The sequence below is a fragment of the Duganella callida genome, from assembly GCF_004614165.1.
Taxonomy (GTDB): Bacteria; Pseudomonadota; Gammaproteobacteria; order Burkholderiales; family Burkholderiaceae_D; genus Rugamonas; species Rugamonas callida.
In genome coordinates this window covers 13897-38614 of sequence record NZ_SPVG01000117.1, presented here as the reverse complement: position 1 = coordinate 38614, position 24718 = coordinate 13897, and the positions used below count along the sequence as shown (strand labels likewise).

Genomic DNA, 24718 nt, shown 5'->3' with positions numbered 1-24718 from the left:
GTGAGCCCCGCATGTCATTCCCGCTTGCGCGGGAATGACACATCAGGCGTTGCGTGTCAGTTCGCCGTCGCGGCGCAGCCACCTGGCCGAGCCGCCATCGCGCAGAACTTCAGGCAGCAGGGCCTGCGACAGGTTCTGATAGCACACCGGACGCAGGAAGCGCGTGATCGCGCCCGTGCCCACCGACGTGCTGCGGCCATCCGAGGTGGCCGGGAACGGCCCGCCATGCACCATGGCGCTGCACACTTCCACACCGGTCGGATAACCGTTGGCCAGAATGCGGCCCACCTTGCGCTCCAACACCGGCAGCAGCGCCTGCGCCGCTTCCAGATCGCCCTCGTCCATCTGCAGCGTGGCGGTCAGCTGGCCTTCCAGCGTCTCCGTGACCTGGCGCAGTTCCGCAACGTCCTTGCACACCACCACCAGCGACGCCGGGCCGAAAACCTCTTCCTGCAATGCGTGCTGCGACAGGAAGGACGCCGCGCTGGCCACGAACAGCGCCGGTGCGCCCTTGCCTTCCGCCTGCGGCGCCAGCGCCAGCGTCTTCACCTCCGCATGTTCGGCCAGCTGATTCACGCCGCGCGCAAAATTGCCGGCGATCCCCGGCGACAGCATGGCGTGCGCCGCGCCGCCCACCAGCGCCTGCGAGGCGGCGGCGGTAAAACGCTGCAGATCCGGGCTGTCGAGCGCCACGATCAGACCAGGATTGGTGCACAACTGGCCCACGCCCATGGTCAGCGAGGCGGCGAAACCGGCGGCGATATCCTCGGCGCGGTTCTTCAACGCCTGCGGCATCAGGAACACGGGATTGATCGAGCTCATTTCCGCATACACGGGAATCGGCACCGGGCGCGCCGCGGCCGCGGCCACCAGCGCCATGCCGCCGCCGCGCGAGCCGGTGAAACCGACCGCCTTGATGGCCGGATGGCGCACCAGCGCGATACCGAGATCATTGCCAATACCGGTCAGCAGCGAGAACACGCCGGCCGGCAGTCCGCAGATCTCCACCGCCTTGGCCACGGCGCGGCCCACCAGCTCCGAGGTGCCCGGATGGGCGAAGTGCGCCTTCAACACCACCGGGCAGCCCGCGGCAAGCGCCGACGCGGTGTCGCCACCGGCGACAGAAAAAGCCAACGGGAAGTTACTGGCCGCGAAAACAGCCACAGGGCCAAGGCCGATCATGCGCATGCGCAGGTCGGGGCGCGGCGGCGTCCGTTCCGGCAGCGCCTTGTCGAAGCGCACGTCGTGCCACGAGCCTTCGCGCAGCAGGTTGGCAAACATTTTCAGCTGGCCGACGGTGCGCGCGCGCTCACCCTCGATGCGTGGACGCGGCAGGGCCGTTTCCGCCATCACGCGCTCCACCAGCACATCGCCGAGCGCCATGATCTGGTCGCCGATGGTTTCCAGGAAGACGGCGCGCCGCTCGTCGCTCAGCTCACGGAAGGTATCGAAGGCTTCTTCGGCCAGACGGCAGGCCTGGTCGATCTGTGCCGCGTCCACCGTGCGGAATTCCGGCTCGATCACGGCCTGCAGCGCCGGATTGTAGGCACGCACGCCGGCGCCCGTACCCTTGACGGCCTGGCCGCCGATCAGTGCATCACCCGTAATCATCATAATGTTTTCACCTTGGCGACTTCAGTCTTGAACACGGACAGCCTGTTGCGCAGCGCCGGACCGAATTGCGGCGCGTCGATCTCGAAAGTCTCGCCCGGCTGCACCACGATGTTGTCGGCCACGCTCAGGGTGGCGGTGCCGAAGAAGTGGATGTGCACGTCGCCCGGACGCTTGAACAGCGGGTACTTGAAGTGGTGGTGCTCCAGGTTGGCGATGGTGTGCGACATATTCTGTTCGCCGCTGAAGAACGGCTTCTCCCAGCGCACCTTGCCTTCCTGGTCGTAGATGCGCGAGGTGCCTTCGATGCTGACCGGCGCCTCGCCGATCAGCAGCGCCGGTCCCAGACCGCAGGCGCGCAGCTTGGAGTGGGCCAGGTACAGGTAGTTCTGGCGCTCGGTCACGTGGTCGGAGAACTCGTTGCCGATGGCGTAGCCGACGCGGTAAGGCTGGCCGTCATCGCCGATCACGTACAGGCCGGCCACCTCCGGCTCTTCGCCGCCGTCGAGCGCGAAGTCCGGCATGCTCAGCGCCTGACCGCTGGCGGCGACGATGGAGCCGTCGCCCTTGTAGAACCACTCCGGCTGCACGCCGGCCTGGCCGGCGGCCGGTTTGCCGCCTTCCACGCCCATGCGGAACATCTTCATCGAGTCGCTCAGCGATTCGACGTCGCCGCCGATTTTCTTGTGCATGGCGTCGCGGGTGTCGGCCGAACCCAGGTGGGTCAGGCCGGTGCCGGTGACATAGGTGTGGGCGTCATCCGGATGGTCGATCGGCGACAGCAGGCGGCCGGCGGCGGCCACCGCGTCGAACGAGACGGTGGCGGCGCCGACCGATTTCTTGGCCAGCGCCGCCAGGCCCACCGATTTGCGGATCGCATCCTGGGCCAGCGCATAGGTGCTGCCGTAGCCCTCGATGATGTGGATGGTGTCCTGTTCCAGCACGCCGACCTGGCGCGCGCCTTGTTCGTTCTTGAATTGTACGAGCAGCATGAGGATGTCTCCGGAATTAGTGGGAATGACGTGGCACGGCCGAACCGCGCTTACCGACCAGGAAGTCGAAGTCGCAACCTTGGTCCGCCTGCAGCACGTGTTCGATGTACAGTTGCTGGTAACCGGTCTTCGGTCCCGGCGCGCTGCCCGGCACGCGGGCGGCCTGTCGCGCCGCCATCTCCTCGTCGGAAATCTCCAGATTCAGCAGACCGCCGGCGCAATCCAGCGTGATCCAGTCGCCATCCTGCACGATGCCCAGCGGACCGCCGGCCATCGCTTCCGGCGCCACGTGCAGCACCACGGTGCCGTAGGCGGTGCCGCTCATGCGCGCGTCCGAAATGCGCACCATGTCCTTGATGCCTGCTGCCAGCAGCTTGGGCGGCAGGCCCATGTTGCCCACTTCCGCCATGCCCGGATATCCTTTCGGGCCGCAGTTCTTCATCACCAGCACCGAATCCTTGTCCACGTCCAGGTCCGGATCCATGATGCGCGATTTGTAATGCTCGAAGTCCTCGAACACCACCGCCTTGCCGCGATGCTGCATCAGTTCCGGCGTCGCGGCCGACGGCTTCAGCACCGCGCCGCGCGGCGCCAGATTGCCGCGCAGGATACAGATGCCGCCGTCCTTGCGGATCGGGTTGTCCAGCGTGCGGATCACTTCCTCGTCGTAGATCGGCGCATCCTGGCAGTTTTCCCACAGGGTCTTGCCGTTGACGGTCAGCGCGTTCGGGTGCGGCAGGATGCTGCCGTCGCCCATGCGGCGGATCACGCCCGGCAGGCCGCCGGCGTAATAGAACTCTTCCATCAGGAAGCGGCCCGACGGCAGCAGGTCGACGATGGTCGGCGTGCCGCGGCCGACGCGGGTCCAGTCTTCCAGCTCCAGATCGACGCCGATGCGGCCGGCGATGGCCTTCAGGTGGATCACGGCATTGGTCGAACCGCCGATGGCGGCGTTGACGCGGATGGCGTTTTCAAAATTCTCTTTGGTCAGGATCTTCGACAGCTTCAGGTCTTCCTTGACCATCTCGACGATGCGGATGCCCGACATGTGGGCCAGCACGTAGCGGCGCGCGTCCACCGCCGGAATCGCGGCATTGTGCGGCAGCGAGGTGCCCAGCGACTCGGCCATGCAGGCCATGGTCGATGCGGTGCCCATGGTGTTGCAGGTGCCGGCCGAGCGCGAATGGCCCGCTTCCGCGGCGATGAAGTCGTGCATGGAGATTTCGCCGGCCTTGACCTGCTCGTGCAGCTGCCAGACAGCGGTGCCGGAGCCGATGTTCTTGCCGTTCAATTTACCGTTCAGCATCGGGCCGCCGGTAACGACGATGGTCGGGATATCGACCGAGGCGGCGCCCATCAACAGCGCCGGGGTGGTCTTGTCGCAGCCGACCAGCAGCACCACGCCGTCCATCGGGTTGCCGCGGATCGATTCTTCCACGTCCATCGAGGCCAGGTTACGGGTCAGCATGGCGGTCGGACGCAGGTTGGATTCACCGTTGGAGAAGACCGGGAATTCGACCGGGAAGCCGCCGGCTTCCAGAATGCCGCGCTTGACGTGCTCCGCCAGCTTGCGGAAGTGAGCGTTGCATGGGGTCAGTTCAGACCAGGTATTGCAGATGCCGATGATGGGCTTGCCCTGGAATTCGTGATCGGGAATGCCCTGATTCTTCATCCAGCTGCGGTACATGAAGCCGTTCTTGTCCTGGGTACCGAACCACTCGGCCGAACGCAGCTTCACCTTCTTGTCATTCTCAGACATGCAATTCTCCTCAGTATTTTCCTGTGCGGGGACGTGGGTGTCATGCCCCCGCATCGATAAGGCATACTAAGTTGTACCGAGATAACTTTCCAATAAATTATTGTTCGACTTCGATACCAAAAACGATATGGCTAGGCCGTGGTGAAACGGTAAGCCATCACCGTCGAGTATTCCTCGTTGGGGCGCAGGATCGTCGAAGGGAAGTCGGGCCGGTTGGGCGAGTCGGGGAAATGCTGTGGTTCCAGGCAGAAGCCGCTGCGATAACCGTAAATGCGTCCTTTTCCACTAATCGAGTCGTTCAGGAAATTGCCGCTGTAGAACTGGATGCCGGGCTCCTGCGACCACACCTCCAGCACCCGGCCGGAGACCGGTTCCATCACGCGGGCCGACAACTCGAACGCCCCCGTCGCGCCTTTATTCAGCACGAAATTGTGGTCGTAGCCCGAGCCATGGCCCAATTGCTCATCTTTTTGATCGATACGCGCGCCGATCGCGTGCGGCGCGCGGAAATCGAACGGCGTACCGGCGACCGGAGCGATCGGCCCGGTCGGAATCAGACCGGCGCCGACCGGCGTGTACCCGTCTGCGGGGATGGTCAGCTGGTGGCCCAGAATATCGCCCTGCCCCGCCAGGTTGAAATACGCATGGTTGGTCAGGTTGATCGGCGTGGCTTTGTCGCTGATGGCGTGGAAAGCGATACGCAATTCGTTATCGGCCCGCAGCTCGTAGATCGCCGTCACTTCGGCGCGGCCGGGGTAGCCCTGGTCGCCGTCGCGGCTGACGTGGGTCAGGATCAGGCCCGCAGATTGCGGCGTGTAGAAGGTTTCAGCTTCCCACAGCTGGCGGTGGAAACCGTCCGTGCCGCCGTGCAGGTGGTTGGCGCCGTCGTTCAGGTCCAGCTGATGGATCACGCCGTCCAGCTCGAAGCGGCCATTGGCGATGCGGTTGCCATAGCGGCCGATCAGTGCACCGAAGTATTCCGACGCGCCGCCGGCATAGCGCTCGACCGTGTCGTAGCCGTGGCAGACGTCGGCCAGCACGCCGTTGCGGTCCGGGACATGGATTTCCTTGATCACGCCGCCCAGGTCACTGATCTTCGCCACCATGCCGTTGGCATTGGTCAGCGTGTACAGCGTGGCTTCGCGGCCGTCCGGCAGCGTGCCGAACGGGGTTCCAGTGATAGTGTGTTGCGACATTCGTTTTGGCTCTCTGATAGCAAGACGGCCGAGAGGTTACCCTGCTCGGCCGCCGAATTAGCTGGAAGCTGTCGCGCTTACGCGATAGACGGCTTTCCGAAAACGGGCATGCCCTGCGCGTCCCACTTCAGCGGTTTGACGAAAGTGTGACGGTCCGGATTCCACAGCGGGTCGCCGATAATCTCGGTGTAGGTGCGTGCATGATAAACCAACATGACAGTTTCGCCATCGTCCGCCACGGTGAAACTGTTGTGGCCCGGTCCGTAAATCTTGTGCTCGAAGCAGGTTTGCAGCACCGGCTGCGGCGATTTGGTCCACGACGCCGGGTCCAGCAGGTCGGCGTTTTCGTCCGCCCACAACAGGCCCATGGCGTAGTTCTCATCGGTGGCGCTGGCCGAATAGCTGATGAAGATCTTGCCGTTCTTCTTCAGCACCGACGGGCCTTCATTCACCCAGAAGCCGCGGATTTCCCAGTCAAATTCCGGTTTGCTCAGCATCACCGGCTTGCCGCCCAGCTGCCACGGGGTCTTCATCGGCGCGATGTAGAGGTTGGAATTGCCTTCGATGTCGACATCCTTCTGCGCCCAGACGTAGTACAGCTGCCCCTTGTGGGTGAAAGTGGTGGCATCCAGGCAGAAGGTATCGATGCCGGTGTCGACCTGGCCCATGAACTCCCACTCGCCTTCCAGCGGATTGGCATTCTGGTTGCGGATCGCGTACATGCGGTGCTGGAACAGCTTGTACTTGATCTCGCGGCTCGGCGCGGCGGCGAAGTAGACGTACCAGGCGCCGTCGTTGTAGTGCAGCTCGGGCGCCCACACCAGTTCACTGCAGGCGCCGGTATCCGGCTTGCGCCAGACGTCGACCTTTTCGGCATCCACCAGGCCGGCGATGGTTTTCGCGCGACGCAGCTCGATGCGGTCATACTGCGGCACCGAGGCAGTGAAGTAGTAATAGCCGTCCGTGTGGCGGTAGATATGGGGATCGGCGCGCTGCTCGATCAGCGGGGTGAGGATGTTTTCCATTTCAAGTTCCAAAAAATTAGACTGCCACATAGCCTTTGACGCCCATCGCCTGCTTGACCTGCGCGTAGTAGTCGTCGTTCAGACGGTACTTGAACATCAGCAGACCCATGATGGTATGGAAGAAGCCGGGGATCAGGGTCAGCATCAGCACGATGCCGTGCAGCGCGAACGGCGTCTGCTCGACGTTGGGCTGGTACTGGAAATACGACAGCAGGAAGCCGACCAGCGCGCCGGCGATGCCCATGCCCGCCTTCTGGCAAACAGAGATGCCGCCGAAGGCAAAGCCGGACACGCGCTTGCCGGTCTTGACCACGCCGTAATCGATGGTCTCGGCGATGGCCGACCAGAACACCGGCGCATGCAGGTCCACCACGAAGGACAGCAGGAAATACAGCACGAACGCCAGCGCCGTATCGCCGGGCTTGACGACGAAGTAGATTGCCGCGCTGATCACGCCGACGCCAATCTGGGTCCAGCGGAACAGCTTGATCTTGCAATAGAATTTGGTGATCCAGGTCGAAGCGACCATGGACAGGATGGCCGCCGCCACGCCGGTGGACAGGAAGGCCGAGATGGTGGCCGCGTCGGCGTGCAGATAGTATTTGGCGTAGTAGATCGCGACCGAGCCGCGCACCACGTAGCCGATGGTGCCGGTGACGCAGACGGCGCACAGGATCAGCCACTGGTCGTTCTTCATCAGCACCTTGACCTGCTCCAGCAGCGGCTGACGCTTGATGTCATGCTTGACGCGCTCGTTGGTGGTGGCGAACGAGAACAGGAACAGCAGCACGCCCATGGCCGCCATCAGCGCCATCGCGGCCTGATAGCCGGCGGCCGGATTGCCGGCGCCCCAGCGCTCGGACAGCAGCGGCACCACGACGGTCACCATGAAGGCGCCAACCTTGGCCAGGAACAGACGATAGCCGTTGGCCGACAGGACTTCCTGCGGATCCTTCGACAACACGCTGGGCAGCGAGATGTACGACACGCCGACACCCGACGTCATCAGGGTCATGATGATGTAGGTCGAATACGCCCATAGCAGCTTGGCGCTGTAGCCCCAGTCGGGGGTGGTGAAGACGAAGAACACGCTGACGCCATACGGCACGGCCAGCAGCAGCAGCCACGGACGATAACGTCCCCAGCGCATGGTGACGCGGTCGGTGATCTGCCCCATGATCAGGTCGGCGATGGCGCCGACGATCTTCACCAGGCCGAACAGCAGCGCCAGGTCGGTGGTCTTCAGCCCGTAGATATCGGTGTAGAAGAAGGTAATCATCAACATCATCGACGAGATGACCACATTCAGCGCCATGTCGCCGGCGCCGAAACCGATTTTTTCAAACACCGACATTTTTTGATTCGACATCTTGATTACCTCAAAGTGCGAGGCCGCGCCCTCGCTCAGGCGGGGGACGCGGCCGGGTTGCTGCTACAGGCTCAGATCTTCCAGTTCACGAACAGGCCAACCGAACGATCATAGCGGCGCGTATCGCGAGGGTACAGGCCCTTGTTGGTCCAGTAGTCGGTGTACTTGAAGTTCAACAGATTGGTGCCGGTCAGCGTGACGGTCGTATTCTCGTTGATCTTGTAGCCCAGCGAGCCATCCAGGGAAGACATCGGCGAAGCCCACAGATCCTTGCCGTCGCCGGTGTCATTGTAGACCTGCACAAACTTCGAACGCCAGTTGTACGCCAGGCGGCCCGAGATACCATACTTTTCATACAGCGCGACCACGTTGTACGACCATTTCGACATGCCGGCGAATGCCTTGCCGTTGGCCGCGTTGCCGTCCACCGAGGACGAAGTGGTCTGGCCTTCGGTGTAGGTCGCATTCGCCTCCAGACCGAAGCCGCTCATCCAGCCCGGCAGCTTGTCGAAGAAGGTGCGGTAGGCGATCTCGCCGCCCTGCAGATAGCCGTCGTCGGTGTTGAACGGACGGGTGGTGTCGTAGCTCACGCCGTTGAAGGTCTCCTTCACCACCTTGTTCATGATGTAGCCCTTGAACTCGTGGCGGAACAGCGCCAGGCTGGCCATGCCGGTCGACGAGAAGTAGTACTCGAGCGACGCATCGTAGTTACGCGCGGTGAACGGCTTCAGGTCCGGATTGCCGCCCGAGGCCGTGGCCTGGGTGGTGGTGCCGTTGGCGTTGACGTAGGCCGTGCCGGGATTCAGCTGGGCGAAATCCGGACGGGTCAGGGTCTTCGACAGCGACAGGCGGGCAATCACGTCATCACGCAGCGACGCCTTGAAGTTGGCGCTCGGCAGATAGGTCTTGTCGCTGGAGCTTTTCACGGTCGGCACATAAGTGGTGCCCACCAGCGAATTGCCCAGCAGGTCCGAATCGGTCTTGGTCACGCGCATGCCCAGCACACCGTCGATCGGGATGCCGGCGGTTTCCCAGCCCACGTGCGCCTTGCCGTACAGGGCGTAGTTCTTTTCCTGGTCTTCGAAGAACGATCCCGGATCCAGCGCCTTGGCCACACTGCTGCCGGTGACGGCCTTGCGCACATCGGCGGTGTTCGAGATCAGATAGCTGGCGCAAGGCGTGTACCACGAGGTCGTGCCCCAGTCGTTCTGCATCTGCGAATTGCAGGTCATGCCCGGCAGCGTGCTCACGCCCACGCCGGTCGGCGCCAGCACCGAGCCTTCGAACGATTTGATCGAAGCCGCGGTACGCTTGTTGGCGCGCACACCGAAACCGAAGTCCTTGAAGAAGCCGTCGTCCTGCAGCGTGTAGGTGCCGTCGGCGTGCCAGTCGGTCGAGGAACCGTGGTCACGGCCGTAGCGGTCGAACAGCTGGTCCAGCGTGTAGTTCTTCGGATCGTTCAGATCCTCGCCGCCATACACCAGGTGCGCGGTGCCGCCGACGTTGGTGTTGACCGTGGCGTTGGGCACATTGGTGATGGTGTCCAGGATCGGGTTCTGCCAGTCGTAATCCGACAGCGTGCGCGCCAGTTCGGTGCTCAGGCGCAGGCCAGGCGCGGCGTTCCAGCGGCCGCCGATGGCGTGCTGCTGGGTGACATTGCTGGCGCGGTTGGCCTGGGTCGACATGATGGTGTTGACGTTGTGCGAGGTCAGCGTCTGCAACTGGTTCGAGCCCGGGATCTTGGTGCCGCTCATCAGCTCACCGGGACCCCACCAGGGCAGGCCGACGAAGAAGTCGGTTTCGAAGTTGTTCAGGTAGTGGGTGCCCAGACCTTCGGCGTACAGCTCGACGTCCTTGTTCGGCTTCCACTGCAGCGCATAGTTGGTGGCGATGCGGCGGCGGTCGCCCTTGATGTTCTCCAGGCCCATCAGGTCAGGACCGGTGAGGTTAGGCAGCAGCCAGCTCTTGTCGATCGGCTTGGTGTTGAACACGCGCTCTTCCGAGTAGTGGTTGCGCACATACGACACGCCGAACAGCGCGCCGACTTCGCCGAAGTCGGTCTTCCAGCGATTGGAAATCATGCCGCTGACGTTGGGGTCAGTGCGCTCGGCCTGCGAGTTGTTGGTGGCGCCACCATTCACCACAGCGGTGAAGCCCTTGAAGTCGAACGGACGGTTGGTGCGCACGTCGATCACGCCGGCGATACCGCCCTCGTTCAAATCGGCGCTCTGCGATTTGTACACGTCCACGCGCTGCAGCATGGTGGACGGGAGGTCGGCCAGCTGGATATAGCGGCCGGTGGTGGTGAACAGTTCGCGACCGTTCAGCAGCGTGGCGATACCGGGCAAGCCGCGGATCAGCACCGTGTTGGCTTCGCCGCCATCGCGACGCACCTGCACGCCGGTGACGCGCGCCAGCGTTTCGGCCACGTTGGTGTCCGGGAATTTGCCGATATCGTCAGCGACGATGGAGTCGATGACGTTATCGGCGTCTTTCTTGATCTTTTGGGCAGTCTCCGCGGCGCGCCGCACGCCGGTCACGGTCACGGTGTTTTCTGGATTGTCCTGCGCTGCGGGAGCTTCCTGCGCCAGCACCGGGAAAGCGCTCAGCAGGCCGGCGGCGGCCATCACGGCGACACCGGATTTCAGGACGAGACGATGCTTAACCTGGGACGCAGGCGTCCCGGAAATGATGTGTTTCATAAGTCTCCAGTATGATCTAATTGTTCTAGAGAAAGCCTTGGGGCAGCTGTCTGAGGCAAATGTTAGGTGCTGGAGAACAAACAAACCAATCAATTTTTCGGGGTTTTCGATACCGAAAAAAGTATCGAAGCGAACGAGCGTTCGGCTGCCCAGGATGAAAAAGCCCGCAATCTTGCGGACTTGGTGGAGGTAAGCGTTTACCGTGGCTTTACACAGTTTTACGGTCGGATCGAGGCTCGATGGCGATTTATGCTACCGAAATGTCGTTTAATCTCCACTGGCAGTTGCGCAAAACTTGCAACACCTTGCCGTCAATCTTCCCAGCCCCGCAGAATTTCCAGCACGTCCAGTCTGGATAATTGCCGTGCCTTTAAGATGCTCACCAATTCGCTGCGGCTGACCGGATAACTATGGAGCAGCTTGGGTAGCTCTTCCGCTTCAACGGTCCGCAGCCAGATTGGATCGATGCCGGTGGCGGCCACCTCCGTCGCCTTGAGCTCGCCTTTGAAATGGAAGTACACATGATAAGTGCCATGGCCTTCATCCCAGTTCCGGTCGTAGTAAAGAACAGTCCCCTGCGGCAGTATGGAATAGCTGCCTTGTGCTTGTCCTTCGATCAAAAGAGGCTCGTCCAGACGGAATGCTCTCTTGAACCTGGAGTGCGCGATTCCCGTTTCTGAGAGGACTATACCTAAAAAAGTCGATATCACAGCTGTCAGCACCAGCAGCGAAAAGAGTGTGCGTTGCCTCATAAATATGTTTTGTTCCGCTAAAGTTCCGGCCGACGACGCAAGCTGGATGAAATCTTGTCCCACAGCGCCAACGCCTCGGAGTCAGTCAAACTTGAGTTCACCGGAGCGCCCGGCTTGCCTAAACCAGTACTGAGCTCTAAAGTTAATGATGGTAGGAAAATATCCTCGGTACTACCAGAGGATTCCCACATGAAGTTATGTCCTTTCACCCCGTTTAACTCATCTACCCGCTGAAGAACTTCCTCCCCCGGAACGCCATTTATTGCCCTTGCGCCTATCCGTAAGTCATGAAAATGTGATGCATATTCCCGCTGGATTACACTAGCTTCATTCCGCTGAAGTAACGATGAAGATGGGCGAACTCCGGCAGTAGTACTCAATGAAATTGCCAGATCAGGATTGCTTTTGATCCCCAAAAAAATCGACACGTGCTCATGATAATTGATTGGGACTGGATCACGAAGCATGCCATGATCGAAACAAAACCCGCCATGTCGACTACTTTCGGAATCCTGAAGGATTTCCAATTGATTCAAAATCTCTTTTAGACGATCGAAATCGTCAGCACTTCGCAACTCAGAGGTAAAATCATAACTTAACTCTTTCGACCTAACTGATGCGTCGATCGATACAGATTCCGTCACTGTTTTATTACCGTTTTTATAATAATCAAGCCGTTGTCGATTGTACAAAAATATCTTGCCCGTTAGTTCATTTGTTTTAATATCGTACGAAATCTCAAGTGACTTTCCGTTATGTTCATTTTTTTCGGATAGAAGCCTATCTTCTTTGTTTTTAATGCGTATATAGAAAGCTTCATTCGTTTCCTCGATAGTAGAAATATCCCATCCGTTTACAGTAGCTTGACGATAGGTCACAACATAATTTTTTGGCACATCAATAGTAAATCGACCAACACAAACTCGCTTCATAAGTAAAGCTTTACTTTGCTCATCCACTTTTAATCTCCAGATAATATATTTTTCTTTAAATTCAAATAATGTCAAGATTGAAAGCAGCAAAAAGAATAATACTCTAAACGTATTTTTTTTCATGCGAAACCTTGAAGGAGCTTTACGATGAGGTGCTGTGTCAACTTTAGCATTCCCTCATTGTTATATGAGCCTTGGTGATCGTAGCCTTTGGTCTTGAATATATGGGAAATTTTTCCCGAAGGACCTTCTCCAGATTGTAATGGCACGGTACCATCACCAGCCTGATCTTGATCACTCGGCTCAAAAAATAATCTCGGCCCTTTGGTAATAACTACATTCCGTGCTCCACTAAATGTATTGCTTTCGACCACACCATTCTGCAATACAGTAGGTGACACTGCAGTGGAAGTTGTACTTAACCATCGAAAACTCCCAAAAGCGCGTTGTTGAGTATCTGCACAATAGAAAGCTGCACTATTAGGATGGTAATATGTATCAAGTAACTCTCTATGAAATTTCTCTGCCTGATTTAAAGCTCTAACCACCTTCTTATGTGTATTTCCAGCCATTTTTTTTGCCGGATCAACCAAGCTAAGATCGATGGCGCGGTACCAACACTCAAAATCTTTGTAAAATTGATAGGGATTATTCTCGTGAAAATTCAATCCAACAGAATATGGATGCTGAGGAATATTGATTTGGGCGAATAGCCAGCTTGGATAAAGATGGTTAGGCAATAGTTCCAACGGTCCAGGAGCCACTGCTAGAACGGGCGTAGTTTCTTCCGCGGTCCTTCCGGCGATTTCGGCAAATTTTCCCATTGCTATGGTATCGATCGTTCCTTTGCCAGGACTGGTAGCTTCGGTACCACAGCTTAGCCTTCGATAACAAGCCGGGGCGCCCCAGGCAGGCATGACGCCATGCACAACCGCTGCAATCTTATCGGCCATTTGTTTTGCACACGCCCGCGCGACGAGACCGCCCATGGAATGGGTTACCAAAACGACGTGATGACACTGATGTTGCGCCGTCACCCACGACGTGATGATCGATTCGATTCTACGTTGTAACGAAGCTGCGGACTCCTCATTGGATTGAAGCCAGTTGTAGCCGAAGCCATATACTGGGTAATAATAAGATCCAAATTTTTTTAATTCACCCTCAGTTATTATCGATCCAATCCCGTCCGGAGACGTACCCCATTCTTCTCGATCAAATTTGTTTATCTCAACCCAGACCGGATGCATTTCGGTTTTTTCAGAAGATACTTTGAATGTGCTATTCAGGTTTTTCTGGAGTGTGGCTAATAAGCCACCGTAGCTATCTGCATGGATTTCTCCCCATCCGCGAGCCCTACAAATTTCCACGTCAAGATGATCTGGAATATCAGTGATTTCACCTGTGGGATCGACTTCCAGCATATCCCCGTTCAAAATCCTCTGGCGGATTTCTGGTGTTCGCAGAGTCCATTTTTTGGCTTCGGCTAACCCTGCCTTCTTTCCATTCGGAGGGCGCCATGCCGCCTCGCCAGGGTTCAGTGTCGTGTCATTTTTCGAAGCCGATATGCGAGTTCTCAGATTGCTGCCCATAATTCCGGCTATCACGATGACCGGCATGATTTTTCTTGGCGGGACTGCGATGCTCGCCCTTGTTGTATTTGCTTTCGGAGAAAGAGACGTATTGGCTTTCAGATTGCCCACGGCATCCGTTACTGCAGACACTGGGCGAGTCGGTTCGTTAAGACGTGCGGTAGTCATTGTCAACTCCAAGCGTCATGAATCTTCTGGAAAAATGGTCACTTCGATATCACCTATTTCCTTACCTGTCGCGAGCTCGGTCTGCCCTTTTTGATTAGTCACACCTTCGATGATGCTACCATCCGGCAAAATCATGCGATATCGACGCGCGACTACCGGTTCTCCGGTTTGCGCATGATGGAGTACAACACGCTCGTCGGTTTGGATTTCAGTGGCAGGAAATTTGATATCGCCTACTTCGCCATCGCCTCCTGACGTGTGGACAAACTTCGAAGACTTAACGAAGTGTCCACCTTTACTTTGCTGGGTAATCTCGCTATTTCCTATGTTGATTTGTGAGCCCGTCCCAATAATTTTTACCTCAGGAGCAATGATCTCAACGGCCTTGCCGGCGTTAATTCTTATGCAGCCGGTCGCTGTCATTTCGATATCACCGTTATGAGCCTGCATCATTACGTTGCCTTTCGCGGCTACCAGTTTAAGACCAAGTTCATGCGCAAATAGGCTTACGCTCTGCAATGCACGAATGAATATGTTTTTCCCGCTAGATATCAGTGCATCTTTTGCCGCGATCAAATCAATATCTGTCTCTGCCCCTATCGCTATATTCTTATCACTACCGAGGAACATGCCGTCAGGTGCACTACCGGCAATAACCCCCAGCTTTTTCCCGGCATTCCAATTTTTTACGCGGTTGACTAAATCGGCTAGTTGAAGACCTGTATCTGGATCGGCCGTATGAATCTTTGCCAGATATGCCAGCTGATCCGCAATACTGCTCAGAAGTTCAGCCGTGCCCAACAACTCGGTTCTCTCCAACTGCGATGATGAATCGTGTGGAGTTGCGGATAGCAATATCCCGTTTTGTGCTCTGATCGCAATTGACTCTGTGGTAACTAGCTCGCCCCCCTCCCCTCTCGCGGTGGCTACCTCGCCCGTTCCGGATTCAGTTAGAAAACCTAAGTTCAGCTGAGTATTGGCGTGATCGCTAGACAGTTGCGCGCTGATTTCTCCGTTTGTGTCATCGAATCGCAACTTGTTTGCACGACGGCCCTTGATTTCGCGGCTCTTGATGCCGGAGAGGTAGCGGTTGTCGGGCAAAATACCAGCGCTACTCAAAGCAGCAGGTCGAGCCTGTTCGTTGTAGAGCTGGCCGACGATCACCGGTTTGTCGGGGTCGCCGCCAAGAAAATTGACCAGGACTTCCGTGCCTATCCGCGGAAGGCCAATGGCGCCGCATTGCTGGTGCGAGCCCGGGCCATTGCCGGCCCAATTGGAGGCGACGCGCACCCAGGCGGAATCAGCCTCCGTGTCGGATGCGCCGGCACCGGCCGCATGATCCTCCGGTCGTGTGCCGGGAAAACGTATCTTTACACGGCCCAGCTCGTCGCAATACACTTCCTCCCCTTCCGGGCCAACGACAACCGCGCTTTGCATCTGCGCCTGCGGCACGTCGATGCGAGGATCGAACGCCGGCACGATCGGCACTGTGCGACGTACCGCCGTGAACTGTATGTGCATCCGCAACGGCCCATCCGCCACCTTGCCGCCCAGCTCGCGCTGCATTTGCATTTCGTGGCCTTCTTGCGCCCAACGGCTGCGGGTGAACAGCCCCTCCACGCGTGCCGCCAGCGCTTTCGGCAAATTGTTTTGTGCCGCTACCCGCAACGCCGTGACCACGAAATCGCGCTCTTCCGCCGGATGCTTGTCGATTTCAGGATGCTCGGCCAGCCGGAAGTATTCACCGGCGCACAGATCGCGCACACTGCCTTCGCCATGGAAGCATTTCGACTCGTAGTCGTGCCGCTTCAAGCGCAGCTGGCCCATGCGGAACAGATCTTCGTTGTCGTTGCCAGCGTGCGGCGGCAGGATCTGGTAGTCGTCCAGGCTGGCGGCCATTTCATTGCCGTTCGGTCCCTGGTTATTGCTGCCGTCGGTCTGCGCCGACATGAAATCACGCCCTTCGGGATTGCGGTAATCCCAGCTGTGCCGCGTCACCACGCCCGGTTGCAGGCTGCGCACCGCGCTCCAGCGCGTGATGGTGTCGCGTTGCTCGGTGGCGCTGTCGCGGTGGTAGCGCACGGTGCCAGCGGCGTTCTGGCGCAGGGTGTCGCTGCGGTTGAACAGGACCAGCGTGTGGCTGTCGCCGTTCGCCCGCACATACCAGCCGATGCCACGCCGCTTCAGCAACCTACGGATGAAGTGTGCATCCGACTCGTTGTGCTGCATGGTGAATTCACGCTTGGGGTAGGTGCGCAGTTCGAACGCTTCGCACAGCTCGTGCTTGAAGCAGACGCCAAGCACGGAATTCTTGTGCCGCCATTCGTTCAGGATGCGCTGGACGATTTCCACTTCGTCCATGTTGCGGAACACGCGGGTGTTGGTGCGTTTTTCCAGGATGGCCAGGGCGTCGCGCAGCACCAGTTGGTAGCTGGCCAGGCCGCCGTCGCTATCGCCGGAGCTGGCTTCGGTGACGATGCCGCACACGCTGCGCAGCGCGCCGCGGTCGGTGACGATTTCCAGCGTGGCCGGCACGGCGATCATTTGCTTCAGCGGCAGTTGCACCTCGCCGGAGAAGCACAGTATGCGGTATTCGATGCCGCCGCAGATGTGCTCGGTGCCGTACACGCGCTGCGGCAGCAACAGGTCGTCGTTGAAGCCGCCGGGCAGTTCGAGCCGCAGCCGCAGCGGCCGGTTGCTGGTGACCAGTTCCCTGGCCGCCGTCATAAAGCTGAAAAAGTCGCCGCTTTCCACGATCGCTCCTTAGGGATACCTAAGTCGCCGATCATGTCACCATCAGCAAAATTCCTTTTGAGAAAGCACAATTCAGGCCGCTTTAGCCCGAGCGCCTTTACTGGAACGCCACCTCCGTAAAACTGCGCAGCTTGCGCGAATGTAGCTTGTCCACGCCCAGCGCCCTCAGCAGTTCCATCGCGCGCATGCCGATCCGCAGGTGCTGGTCGACGCGGTCGCGGTAAAACTGGTTGGCCATGCCGGGCAGCTTGATCTCGCCGTGCATCGGCTTGTCGCTGACGCACAGCAGCGTACCGTACGGGACGCGGAAGCGGAAGCCGTTGGCGGCGATGGTGGCGCTTTCCATGTCCAGCGCAATCGCCCTGCTCTGGCTGAAACGACGTTCCGGCGTCCGCTGCGGCAGCAGTTCCCAGTTACGGTTGTCGGTGCTGGCCACGGTCCCGGTGCGCATCACGCGCTTGAGGTCGTGCCCGGTCAGTTGCGTCACTTCGGCCACCGCCGCCTCGATCGCCACCTGCACCTCGGCCAGCGGCGGGATCGGCACCCACAGCGGCAGATCCTCATCCAGCACGTGGTCTTCGCGCACGTAGCCGTGGGCCAGCACGTAGTCGCCCAATTCCTGGGTGTTGCGCAGCCCCGCGCAGTGGCCCAGCATCAGCCAGACATGCGGACGCAGCACGGCGATGTGGTCGGTGATGGTCTTGGCGTTGGCCGGGCCGACGCCGATGTTAACCATGGAAATGCCGGTGCCGTCGGCGCGGATCAGGTGATAGCCCGGCATCTGCGGCAGGCGCGGCGGCGGCGCGCCGTGTGCGTCGCCTGGCACCGACGCCTGGCCGACACGGCGCATCACCAGATTGCCCGGTTCGACAAAAGCGATGTAGTCATCCCCCGGCGACGCCGACGGACTGGCCATCAATTCATGCCCGAGCTTGATGAATTCATCGATATAGAACTGGTAGTTGGTGAACAACACGAATTTCTGGAAGTGTTCGCACGAGGTGCCGGTATAGTGTCGCAGCCGCTGTAGCGAGTAATCCACGCGCGGCGCGGTGAACAGCGACAGCGGCTGGGCCTCGCCCGGCATAGGCTCGTGGGTGCCGTTGGCGATGCCGTCGTCCATCGCCGCCAGATTGGGCAGGTCGAACACGTCGCGCATCAGCAGGCGGCGCTCGGCCGACAGGGTGCCTTCGATGTGCTCATGCTCGGCGAACGAAAAGTGAATCGGTATCGGCTGGCCGCTGACGCCCACTTCCAGCTTGACGTGGCGATTGCTGTGATTCTTCAGCAGCAGCTTAAATTGCTGCAAATAGTAGCGGGCGAACAGGTCGGGCCGGGTCAGCGTGGTTTCATAGGTGCCGGGACCGGCCACAAAGCCGAACGCCAGCCGCGAATCGGCGCGCGCCACGGTGTCGGTATGCACGCGGACATACGGATAGCAGGCGCGCACATGCTCGCCGACGTCCTCGCCGGCGACGAAGCGCTTCATGGCATCACGCAGATAGCCGATGTTGGCGTCGTAAATCGCCACCACCTGCGCATAGGCCGCCTGGGCGTCGTCAAACTGTTGAGGGGCGATGGATGGGCGTTTCGTAATCATGCTGCTCCTTCAGTTTTAGCTCGTATTTCCTATTGTAAAGGCTGTAAGCAGAACTTGCATTTACACTCTATGGCAACCACTTGGCGTACCGTACAATGACGCCTGAATCCGAATAAAGTTTCCGCATGAACGAACCACTCAGCCAGCATCTTTCGCAACCGCATCCGGACATCCTGTACGGACCGCCGCAAGAGGCCCTGCTGCGCGACGAGATCCTTGCCGATCTGCTGGAAGCCACCGCCGCGCGCAGTCCCGACCAGACTGCGCTCATGTTCGGCGAGCGCGCGCTGACTTACCGCGAATTGAACGCCCAGGCCGACCTGGTGGCGTCGCGGCTGATCGCGGCCGGCGTGCAGCCGGGCCAGATGGTCGGCCTGTGGCTGCCGCGCGGGATCGAGCTGCTGATACTGCAGGCCGGCATCGCCAAGGCTGGCGCCGCCTGGCTGCCGGTGGACGAGGATACGCCGGTCGAACGGTTGCAGATCTGCCTCGATGACGCCGCCGGCGTCGGCGTGCTGACCGCCGCCGCGCTGGCGCCGCGCCTGGCCGCGCTGGACGGTTTCGACCGTCCGGTCTGGACCGCCGAGGCCCTGCTGGCCGCGCCGGCCGCCGGCGAAACGCTGCTGCGCCGCGGCGCCGTCTCGCCGGACGTGCCGGCCTATGTGATCTACACCTCCGGCTCGACCGGCAAGCCGAAGGGCATCCTGATCACCCAGCGCAGCATCTGCCACTTCCTGCGCAGTGAAAACCAGGTGCTGGGGGTGCAGGCCTCGGACAAGGTATACCAGGGCTTCTCGGTCGCCTTTGACATGTCGTTCGAAGAAATCTGGATCGCCTATCTGGTCGGCGCCACGCTGTGGATAGGCCCGAAAGAGATCAGCGGCGACCCGGAAACCCTGCCGCGCATGCTCGAGCAGAACCACGTCACCGTGCTGCACGCGGTGCCTACCCTGCTGGCCCTGTTCAACCAGGAAGTCCCCAGCCTGCGCCTGATCAACCTGGGCGGCGAGGCCTGCCCGGAATCGCTGGTGCAGCGCTGGTCGCGCCCCGGCCGGCAGATGTTCAACACTTACGGCCCGACCGAGGCGACGGTGTCGGCCAGCCTGGCGCGCCTGCAGCCGGGCCATCCCGTCACCATCGGCACGCCGCTGCCCAACTACGGCCTGCTGGTGATCGACACCAATACCGAACCCGCCATCGCCGCGGCCGCGGTGGCGGAAGGCCCGACCGCGCCGGCCGGCGCCGATCCGGACAACCCGCTGGCGCAAGCGTCGGCGGTGCCGCACGAACCGGCGCTGCGCCTGCTCAAGCGCGGCGAAGTCGGCGAATTGTGCATCACCGGTCCCGGTCTGGCCGCCGGCTACCTGGGACGCCCCGACCTGACCGCCGAAAAATTCCTGATCAATCCCTGGTCCAGCGGCCCGCATGACGCCCGCCTGTACCGCACCGGCGACCTGGCGCGCATCGGCGCCGACGGCGAGGTGGTGTGCCTGGGCCGCGCCGACGACCAGGTGAAAATCCGCGGCTTCCGCGTCGAACTGGGCGAGATCGAAGCGCTGCTGGCGCAGCAGCCCGGCATCGGCACGGTGGCGGTCCTGCTGCGCAAGGACGACGGCATCGACCAGCTGGTGGCGTATCTGGTGGCCGAAGGCGGCGCCGCACCCGATCCGCGCGAACTGCGCGCCGCGCTGGCGGCCAAGCTGCCGCCCTACATGGTCCCCGGCCGCTACGAGATGCTGGATGCCATGCCGCGCCTCACCTCCGGCAAGATCGATCGCAAGACACTGAAAGCCCGACCGCTCGGCGCCGCGCCGGCCGGCAGCGCCGAGGATTCCGACCTGCCCGAAACACCGGCCGAGCAAGCGCTGTTCGCCGCGCTGGCCGCGCTGTTCCCCGGCCAGCCGATCTTGCGCCACGCCGATTTCTTCAGCGACCTGGGCGGACACTCGTTCTTCGCCGCGCGCCTCGCCTCCTCCCTGCGCACCGATCCGCGTTTCGCCCATGTCACCGTGCGCGACATCTACCAGCAGCGCCAGATCGGCAAGATCGCCCAGGCCATGGCCGAAGGCGCCGACACCGGCGTGCAGGAACAGGACTGGACGCCGCCCTCGCGCCTCAAGCGCTGGGTGTGCGGCATCGCCCAGGCGGCCGCGATGCCGCCGCTGGTCACGTTGCGCATGGCGCAGTGGCTGGCGCCGTTCTTCACCTACCACTTCTTCACCGGCGATCCGGGCGACTCGGTGCCGCGCGCGGTTGCCGCCTCGGTGGGCGTGTTCCTGCTGGCGACCATCATGGAGTTCGTCATCGCCGTCGCCGGCAAGTGGCTGATCGCCGGCCGTCTGCAGGCCGGCACGTATCCGCTGTGGGGTCTCACCTATTACCGCTGGTGGCTGGCCGACCGGCTGGTCGAAGCGGCGCCGGCCTACCTGCTCAGCGGCTCGTCGCTCAACGCCTGGTGGCTGCGCGCGCTGGGCGCGAAAGTCGGCAAGGAAGTGACCATCGGTTCGATGACCCTGCGTTCGCCCGACCTGCTGGAGATCGGCGATCAGGTCAGCATCGGCAACGCCGTCAACTTCGAAAACGCCCGCGTCGAGCGCGGCCGGCTGCACCTCGGCCGCATCGTGCTGGAACGAGACGCTTACGTCAGCTCCTTCGCCATTCTGGAAGGGAATACCCGTGTGGAGGCGCTGGGCCACCTGGAAGGCCAGTCGGCGCTGGCCGATGGCGGCGTGGTGCCGGCCGGCCGCGTCTGGGCCGGTTCGCCGGCGCGCGACGTCGGCGCCTTCGATACCGGCAAACTGCCGCCGCGCCCTCCGGTGACGGCGGCACGCCGCGGCGCCGAAGCGCTGTTCTTCATTCTCGGCATTCTGGGTGTGGTCACGCTGTTCTTCATGCCGGTGTTCCCCAGCTTCGTGCTGATCGACTGGTTCGACGAGGCCAACTGGCTGCCTTGGATACAGGGCGACGACATGCGCATCCGCCTGCTGCGCTACTTCCTGCTGGCCTTCCCGGCCAGCGCGGTGCTGATTATCCTGACCGCGCTGGTGTCGGCCGGCATCCGCTGGAGCGCCCTGCCGCGCCTCAAGCCCGGCCGCTTCGCGGTGCACAGCGACACCTACTGCGCCAAGTGGCTGGTCAGCCAGATCCAGGAATCGAGCCTGAACGTCCTGCACGGCATTTACGCCACCGTCTACGCGCCCTACTGGTATCGCCTGCTCGGCGCCAAAGTCGGCAAGGACGCCGAAATCTCCACCGCGCTCGGCGTGGTGCCGGACATGCTGACGCTGGGCGACGAAACCTTCATCGCCGACGCGGTGATGCTGGGCGACGAGGAAATCGACGGCGGCTGGATGGTGATGGAGCCCACCGTGATCTCGCACCGCAGCTTCGTCGGCAATGGCGCATACATCCCGGACGGCACGGTGCTGCCGGAGCATGTGCTGATCGGCGTGCATTCGCGCGCGCCGGACAATGCACACGTGAAGCAGGGCGACACCTGGCTGGGTTCTCCGCCGATCAACCTGCCGGCGCGCGAGCAGACCAGTGGTTATCCCGAACATCTGACCTTCCATCCGTCGCCGCTGCGCCGGATGGGTCGGGGCCTGATCGAAGCCTTCCGCATCGTCGCGCCGCATGCGCTGGTGATCGCGGTCGGCTACACGCTGGTGCTGGCGGTGATGCCAGCCGCCGGCGCCGGCCGCTGGGGCGAGGTGATCTGGGATCTGACGCTGGCGGGCCTGGTCTACGGCATCGGCAACTACGTGTTCGTGGTGCTGTTGAAATGGTTGCTGATCGGGCGCTATCGCAAGCAATCGGAGCCGATGTGGACGCCGTTCGTGTGGCTGTCCGAAGGCGTGACCAACCTGTATGAAGGCATCGCGGTACCGAACTTCATGCGCTATCTGCGCGGCACGCCGTGGCTGCCGCTGGCCTTCAACCTGCTCGGCTGCCGCATCGGCAAGAACGTCTACATGGACACCACCGATATCACCGAATTCGATTGCGTGCAGATCGGCGACAACAGCGAGCTGAATGCGTTGAGCTGCCCGCAGACCCATTTGTTCGAGGACCGCGTGATGAAGATCGACCACGTGGTGATCGGCGAACGGGTCTACATGGGACCGCGCGCGGCGGTGCTGTACAGCGCCGCCGTCGGCGACAACGCCCGTCTCGGCCCGCTGACGCTGGTGATGAAGGGCGAGCATATTCCGGCCAACGGCAACTGGGCCGGCTGCCCCGCCGCGCCAGCGCGCAAATGACCCCACTGGCCGTCCACACGTGGCCCGACCCCGCGCCGGCGCGCGCGGACGGCCACGACGGACTCCTCGCAGTCCTGATCAAGACTGGCGATGCGTCTGCCGCGAATGCCGCCGCCATGGCGGATGCCGACGTCACCACGTCGGGGAAGGCGCGTGGCGGTGCCACGCAGCCCGGCGGCGCCAGCCAGGCCGCAGGGCCGCAACGCGACGCCGCGCGTCACCTCATACGCGCGGCCGCGCGCCAAGCATTGGCAGCCATGCTTGCCGTCGCGCCCGAGACGATCTCCATCACTTCGACGCCCGGCTCGCCGCCGCGCGTCCTGCTGGCAGGCCGCCCGCAAACCATCGGCATCTCCATCTCCCACGAAGGCGACTACGCACTGGCGGCCATCAACCTGCATGGTCCCGTCGGCGCCGACATCATGCATATCCAGGACATTCCCGACTGGCAGAGGGTCGCCCGCGATTATCTCGGCCCCGCTGCTGCTGCCGCGCTGGCGGCCATACCGGCCGAACGACGCGCCTCCTCCTTCACATCGGCATGGACACAGCGCGAAGCCGCGCTAAAATGTCACGGATTAGAACTAGGCGAATGGCAAACCGAGCTTCCCGGCCGGTCCATATCGCTGGCCCTGCCGGTCGCCGGCCTGCTGGGCCACATCCACATAGGAGACAACACCGCATGAGACTGACCGTCACCAGCGCCTTCGTCCTGGCCGCCCTGAGCGCCGCAACCGCCACCGCGGCCGAATGCGGCCCCGAAAAATTGGGCACCGCCCGCACATTGATGCTGAAGCGTGAAGGCGCCGCCTACGGCACCAACCAGCATTCCGCGCTGCCGCTGGCCAAAGGCGAAGTGGTGCTGACTTTCGATGACGGTCCCTCTCCCGACAACACCCCGCTGGTCCTGAAAGCGTTGGCCGATCAATGCGCCAAGGCCACCTTCTTCATGGAAGGCCAGCAATTGCGCGCCTATCCTGACCTGGCCCGCCGCGCCATCGCCGAAGGCCACTCAGCCGGCATCCACAGCGACACCCATCCGCACATGCAGGCGCTGAGCGCGCAGCAGCAACTGGACGACCTGAAACTCAGCCGCGCCGCCTACCACGCCGCCTTCGGCCAGGAGCCGCCGGCCTACCGTTTCCCGTTCCTCGAGGAGACGCCTACCCTGCTGGAAGCGCTGAAACAAGCCAACATCACCGTCGCCTCCATCGATCTGGCTATCAACGACTGGATACCCGAAGACACCACCGCCGTGCTGGCCGACCGCCTGCGCGCGAGCCTCGACAAGGCCGGCGGCGGCATCATCCTGATGCACGACGCGAACGGCCCCACCGCCAAGGCCCTGCCCACCCTGCTGCAAGTCCTGAAAGACAAAGGCTACAAAGTCGTTCATCTCGAATGGGAGCGCGCAAAATGAGCGACAAGGTGGATGCTTTCCTGAGCCGCGCGAAAAACTGGCAGGAGGAATTCCGCGCGCTGCGCGAGATTCTCCAATCCTGCGATCTGAGCGAAGACTTCAAATGGGGCCAGCCCTGCTATACCCTGGATGGCCGCAATGTCGTGCTGATGCACGGCTTCAAGGAATATTGCGCGCTGCTGTTCTTCAAGGGCGCGCTGATGAAAGACCCTAAAAACATCCTGGTTCAGCAGACCGAAAACGTGCAGGCCGCGCGCCAGATCCGCTTCACTGCCCTGGAGCAGATTACGAAACAGGCGAAGACGCTGAAAAGCTACATCCAGCAGGCCATCGACCTGGAAAAGTCGGGCGCCAAAGTCGGATTCAAAAAGACCGTCGAATTCGACTTTCCGGAAGAACTGGAACGCAAGATGGACGACGTGCCGGCGCTGCGCGCCGCCTTCGAGGAACTGACGCCAGGCCGCCAGCGCGCCTACCTGTTGCACTTCTCGTCCGCCAAGCAAGCCAAAACCCGCGAAGCGCGCATCGACAAGAACGTGCAGCGCATCCTGGATGGCAAAGGCCTGGACGACTGAAGCGACGCTCAG

At 61.2% G+C, this 24718-nt stretch carries 16 protein-coding genes; 4 read left to right on the top strand and 12 right to left on the bottom strand.

Annotated elements, in window-relative coordinates; genetic code table 11:
• Positions 1 to 42 precede the first annotated feature (42 nt).
• The 12 genes from E4L98_RS11790 to E4L98_RS11735 all read right to left on the bottom strand — a co-directional run bounded on the left by E4L98_RS11790 (position 43) and on the right by E4L98_RS11735 (position 18452).
• Positions 43 to 1614: an aldehyde dehydrogenase (NADP(+)) gene (locus E4L98_RS11790; protein WP_135201751.1), complete on the bottom strand. Its 1572-nt coding sequence runs from the start codon at positions 1612 to 1614 to the stop codon at positions 43 to 45.
• A complete protein-coding gene (gene araD1, locus E4L98_RS11785; RefSeq protein ID WP_135201750.1) occupies positions 1611 to 2603 on the bottom strand; it encodes an AraD1 family protein in 993 nt (330 codons plus the stop codon). The genes E4L98_RS11790 and araD1 overlap by 4 nt, the downstream gene beginning before the upstream one ends.
• A gap of 16 nt (positions 2604 to 2619) precedes the next feature.
• Positions 2620 to 4362 (bottom strand): IlvD/Edd family dehydratase, encoded by a 1743-nt coding sequence (locus tag E4L98_RS11780; protein WP_135201749.1) that lies wholly within the window; start codon positions 4360 to 4362, stop codon positions 2620 to 2622.
• A 131-nt stretch (positions 4363 to 4493) separates the two neighbouring features.
• Positions 4494 to 5558 carry an aldose epimerase family protein gene (locus tag E4L98_RS11775; RefSeq protein WP_135201748.1) on the bottom strand — a complete coding sequence of 355 codons (1065 nt, stop codon included), beginning with the start codon at positions 5556 to 5558 and terminating at the stop codon, positions 4494 to 4496.
• Positions 5559 to 5635: 77 nt separating this feature from the next.
• Positions 5636 to 6583, bottom strand: coding sequence for a glycoside hydrolase family 43 protein (locus tag E4L98_RS11770; protein ID WP_135201747.1), 948 nt, complete (start codon positions 6581 to 6583; stop codon positions 5636 to 5638).
• Between the two features lie 16 nt (positions 6584 to 6599).
• The gene (locus E4L98_RS11765) at positions 6600 to 7952 is read right to left on the bottom strand and encodes an MFS transporter (protein ID WP_135201746.1); all 1353 of its coding nucleotides are present in this window, start codon (positions 7950 to 7952) and stop codon (positions 6600 to 6602) included.
• A gap of 71 nt (positions 7953 to 8023) precedes the next feature.
• Entirely contained in the window at positions 8024 to 10654 is a 2631-nt protein-coding gene (locus E4L98_RS11760; protein ID WP_135201745.1) for a TonB-dependent receptor, read from the bottom strand.
• 311 nt (positions 10655 to 10965) lie between these two features.
• Positions 10966 to 11274: a hypothetical protein gene (locus tag E4L98_RS11755; RefSeq protein ID WP_135201744.1), complete on the bottom strand. Its 309-nt coding sequence runs from the start codon at positions 11272 to 11274 to the stop codon at positions 10966 to 10968.
• Between the two features lie 149 nt (positions 11275 to 11423).
• Complete coding sequence (locus E4L98_RS11750) at positions 11424 to 12461, bottom strand: T6SS immunity protein Tli4 family protein (protein ID WP_135201743.1); 1038 nt, start codon at positions 12459 to 12461, stop codon at positions 11424 to 11426.
• Positions 12458 to 14098, bottom strand: a complete 1641-nt coding sequence (locus tag E4L98_RS11745; RefSeq protein WP_135201742.1) for an esterase/lipase family protein — start codon at positions 14096 to 14098, stop codon at positions 12458 to 12460. Before E4L98_RS11745 ends, E4L98_RS11750 begins: the two co-directional genes overlap by 4 nt.
• 15 nt (positions 14099 to 14113) lie before the next feature.
• Positions 14114 to 16852, bottom strand: a complete 2739-nt coding sequence (locus E4L98_RS11740) for a type VI secretion system Vgr family protein (RefSeq protein WP_307722110.1) — start codon at positions 16850 to 16852, stop codon at positions 14114 to 14116.
• Between the two features lie 97 nt (positions 16853 to 16949).
• Complete coding sequence (locus E4L98_RS11735; RefSeq protein WP_135201741.1) at positions 16950 to 18452, bottom strand: AMP nucleosidase; 1503 nt, start codon at positions 18450 to 18452, stop codon at positions 16950 to 16952.
• Between the two features lie 125 nt (positions 18453 to 18577).
• Between E4L98_RS11735 and E4L98_RS11730 the strand changes: the two genes are divergently transcribed.
• Genes E4L98_RS11730 through E4L98_RS11715 form a run of 4 tightly spaced genes read left to right on the top strand, consistent with a single transcriptional unit; the run spans position 18578 to position 24706 of the window.
• Complete coding sequence (locus tag E4L98_RS11730) at positions 18578 to 22711, top strand: Pls/PosA family non-ribosomal peptide synthetase (RefSeq protein WP_135201740.1); 4134 nt, start codon at positions 18578 to 18580, stop codon at positions 22709 to 22711.
• Positions 22708 to 23397, top strand: a complete 690-nt coding sequence (locus E4L98_RS11725; RefSeq protein ID WP_135201739.1) for a 4'-phosphopantetheinyl transferase family protein — start codon at positions 22708 to 22710, stop codon at positions 23395 to 23397. Before E4L98_RS11730 ends, E4L98_RS11725 begins: the two co-directional genes overlap by 4 nt.
• Positions 23394 to 24131: a polysaccharide deacetylase family protein gene (locus E4L98_RS11720; protein ID WP_167761319.1), complete on the top strand. Its 738-nt coding sequence runs from the start codon at positions 23394 to 23396 to the stop codon at positions 24129 to 24131. Before E4L98_RS11725 ends, E4L98_RS11720 begins: the two co-directional genes overlap by 4 nt.
• Complete coding sequence (locus E4L98_RS11715; protein ID WP_229257362.1) at positions 24128 to 24706, top strand: YdeI/OmpD-associated family protein; 579 nt, start codon at positions 24128 to 24130, stop codon at positions 24704 to 24706. Before E4L98_RS11720 ends, E4L98_RS11715 begins: the two co-directional genes overlap by 4 nt.
• Positions 24707 to 24718 lie beyond the last annotated feature (12 nt).

Excerpts from the sequence above, each read along its gene's own strand:
- E4L98_RS11715 (WP_229257362.1), top strand. The coding sequence starts at position 24,128 with ATGAGCGACAAGGTGGATGCTTTCCTGAGCCGCGCGAAAAACTGGCAG.
- E4L98_RS11790 (WP_135201751.1), bottom strand. The coding sequence starts at position 1,614 with ATGATGATTACGGGTGATGCACTGATCGGCGGCCAGGCCGTCAAGGGT.
- E4L98_RS11750 (WP_135201743.1), bottom strand. The coding sequence starts at position 12,461 with ATGAAAAAAAATACGTTTAGAGTATTATTCTTTTTGCTGCTTTCAATC.
- E4L98_RS11735 (WP_135201741.1), bottom strand. The coding sequence starts at position 18,452 with ATGATTACGAAACGCCCATCCATCGCCCCTCAACAGTTTGACGACGCC.
- E4L98_RS11775 (WP_135201748.1), bottom strand. The coding sequence starts at position 5,558 with ATGTCGCAACACACTATCACTGGAACCCCGTTCGGCACGCTGCCGGAC.
- E4L98_RS11725 (WP_135201739.1), top strand. The coding sequence starts at position 22,708 with ATGACCCCACTGGCCGTCCACACGTGGCCCGACCCCGCGCCGGCGCGC.
- E4L98_RS11730 (WP_135201740.1), top strand. The coding sequence starts at position 18,578 with ATGAACGAACCACTCAGCCAGCATCTTTCGCAACCGCATCCGGACATC.
- E4L98_RS11780 (WP_135201749.1), bottom strand. The coding sequence starts at position 4,362 with ATGTCTGAGAATGACAAGAAGGTGAAGCTGCGTTCGGCCGAGTGGTTC.
- E4L98_RS11745 (WP_135201742.1), bottom strand. The coding sequence starts at position 14,098 with ATGACTACCGCACGTCTTAACGAACCGACTCGCCCAGTGTCTGCAGTA.
- E4L98_RS11770 (WP_135201747.1), bottom strand. The coding sequence starts at position 6,583 with ATGGAAAACATCCTCACCCCGCTGATCGAGCAGCGCGCCGATCCCCAT.
- E4L98_RS11765 (WP_135201746.1), bottom strand. The coding sequence starts at position 7,952 with ATGTCGAATCAAAAAATGTCGGTGTTTGAAAAAATCGGTTTCGGCGCC.
- E4L98_RS11760 (WP_135201745.1), bottom strand. The coding sequence starts at position 10,654 with ATGAAACACATCATTTCCGGGACGCCTGCGTCCCAGGTTAAGCATCGT.
- E4L98_RS11720 (WP_167761319.1), top strand. The coding sequence starts at position 23,394 with ATGAGACTGACCGTCACCAGCGCCTTCGTCCTGGCCGCCCTGAGCGCC.
- araD1 (WP_135201750.1), bottom strand. The coding sequence starts at position 2,603 with ATGCTGCTCGTACAATTCAAGAACGAACAAGGCGCGCGCCAGGTCGGC.